The sequence below is a fragment of the Niallia circulans NBRC 13626 genome (assembly GCF_001591585.1).
GTDB lineage: Bacteria > Bacillota > Bacilli > Bacillales > Cytobacillaceae > Niallia > Niallia circulans.
This window is the reverse complement of the sequence record NZ_BCVE01000050.1, coordinates 1-1,961: the sequence shown is the minus strand read 5'-3', so window position 1 is coordinate 1,961 and position 1,961 is coordinate 1. Positions and strand designations below refer to the sequence as shown.

Sequence of the window (1,961 nt, the reverse complement as noted above, 5' to 3'; positions counted from 1 at the left end):
GTTTGTTGCTATCAGATGCAACTTTTATATCATATCATATTTAATAGTTACTAGTCAATAACTTTCTTAAAAACTTTTAACTTATTAAATTATCAATTATCGTTGCCGTTTGAGGCAACTTTTATATAATACCAATTATTCATTTAATAGTCAACTATTTTTTTCATTCTAGCATATATACGCTTACCTTAAGCACTCTTTTTTCTTAATCCTAATTGATAAAAGCATACTGATCTCTTAAATTTTTAATAAAATCTCTATTTTGAGATTAACAAAATATTGAGTACAGCAGGAAATCACGATTACCTTATTAATTTACATAAGTAAAATTTCCCTTCTTTGATTATTATAGTCTTATCTTACAACAATCTATAGGGTACTTTGAATACTCATCGCCAACCTCTATTGCCTTCTCCCAAAAAACCATAATAATTTTTTCTCGTTTCTTTCTATTGAAATTTTTATCATCGTCCTTATACTTGCGAAAAGGAATTAACCCAAGAATATTCTTTTGGTTCATTTTTATTTTCCCCACTATATTAACTTTTACATGAGAGAAACGTGTTATTTTGTTCCATACAAAAATCCGTATTTAATTTCCAAAACCCGAATGATACTTCAATGGCTCTTTTGGAAATAAATTATATGGTACAATATGGATGGAGTTAAGTGAGACTAAAGATATACTAACTAGAAAGCGAGAGATGCAATGGAAACTAGTTTAGAAAACCAAATAAAAATTACAGTAAATAGAAATAAGTTTTCAGGAACCATTCTTATAAAAAAAGCAGAAAATATTTTATTTTCAACCAGTTATGGTTACGCAAATCGTAGCGATAACATAAAAAACACTATAGATACACGCTTCGGCATTGCATCAGGATGTAAATTATTTACGTCAATCGCTATTTGCCAACTTGTCGAGAAAGGTAAACTATCTTTTGAATCAAAATTAGAAGACTGTCTTCCTATTATTTTTCCAAATTTTAATAAAGATATTACCATTCATCACCTTTTAACACACACAGCAGGAATACCCGACTATTTCGACGAGGAAATAATGGATGATTTCGAGGAGTTGTGGATAGACCTTCCCATGTATCACATAAGAAAGTTAACCGATTTTTTGCCTCTTTTTCAGAATAAACCAATGAAATCAAGTGCCGGTGAAAAATTTCATTATAATAATGCAGGATATATTTTGCTTGGATTGGTCATCGAGGAAGTAAGTAAAATGTCATTTACTGATTTTATCGAAGAAAATATTTTTAAAAAGGTCGGAATGCAAAACTCTGGTTATTATGAATTAGATGCTCTTCCAAAAAACACTGCTTTAGGTTATATCGATTTGCCGAACAATAAATGGAGAACAAATATTTACTCATTGCCTGCAAAAGGCGGTGCAGATGGAGGCGCATTTGTAACTGCACTTGATATGTCAAGTTTATGGAATGCACTTCTAACTAATCAATTATTAAGTGATGAATATACTTCCAAGTTACTTACTCCATTTATTCAAACAAAGAAATCAACCGGATTTTATGGTTATGGGTTATGGATAGAGAAAAAGGAAAATGCTATTTTTAAATATCATATTATGGGTTACGATCCTGGAGTTAATTTTCATTCTGCCTTTTACCCCAAATCACAAATTCATACTGTTATCTGTTCAAACAAATCTGAAGGTGCGTTTGAAGTTTCAAAACTCATTGAAGATCAGCTAATATTAAAAATGGAATAAGTCTGTCCCTTACAATAAATTAAGCCAGCACTTTTCTCCACAAAAAAAGACCAAAAAGCATATTGCTTTTTGGTCTTTTAGCGCCTGGCGACGTCCTACTCTCACAGGGGGAGAACCCCCAACTACCATCGGCGCTGAGAAGCTTAACTTCCGTGTTCGGTATGGGAACGGGTGTGACCTTCTCGCTATCGCCACCAGACTATTTATTTGTGAGGTTATT

2 protein-coding genes and 1 rRNA gene are annotated in these 1,961 nt (G+C 32.0%); 1 reads left to right on the top strand and 2 read right to left on the bottom strand.

Translation table 11 applies throughout. The annotated features are described in order from the left end of the window. Positions 1 to 346: 346 nt before the first annotated feature. Positions 347 to 520, bottom strand: coding sequence for a hypothetical protein (locus BCI01S_RS25560; protein WP_156485504.1), 174 nt, complete (start codon positions 518 to 520; stop codon positions 347 to 349). Positions 521 to 709: 189 nt separating this feature from the next. On the opposite strand from BCI01S_RS25560, the gene BCI01S_RS24400 reads away from it, so the two are divergent. Then, on the top strand, positions 710 to 1,741 hold the full coding sequence (locus tag BCI01S_RS24400) for a serine hydrolase domain-containing protein (protein ID WP_061801338.1): 1,032 nt from the start codon (positions 710 to 712) through the stop codon (positions 1,739 to 1,741). A gap of 82 nt (positions 1,742 to 1,823) precedes the next feature. On the opposite strand, the gene rrf is transcribed toward BCI01S_RS24400, so the two are convergent. Continuing rightward, positions 1,824 to 1,940: ribosomal RNA gene (gene rrf, locus BCI01S_RS24395) — 5S ribosomal RNA — on the bottom strand. Positions 1,941 to 1,961 lie beyond the last annotated feature (21 nt).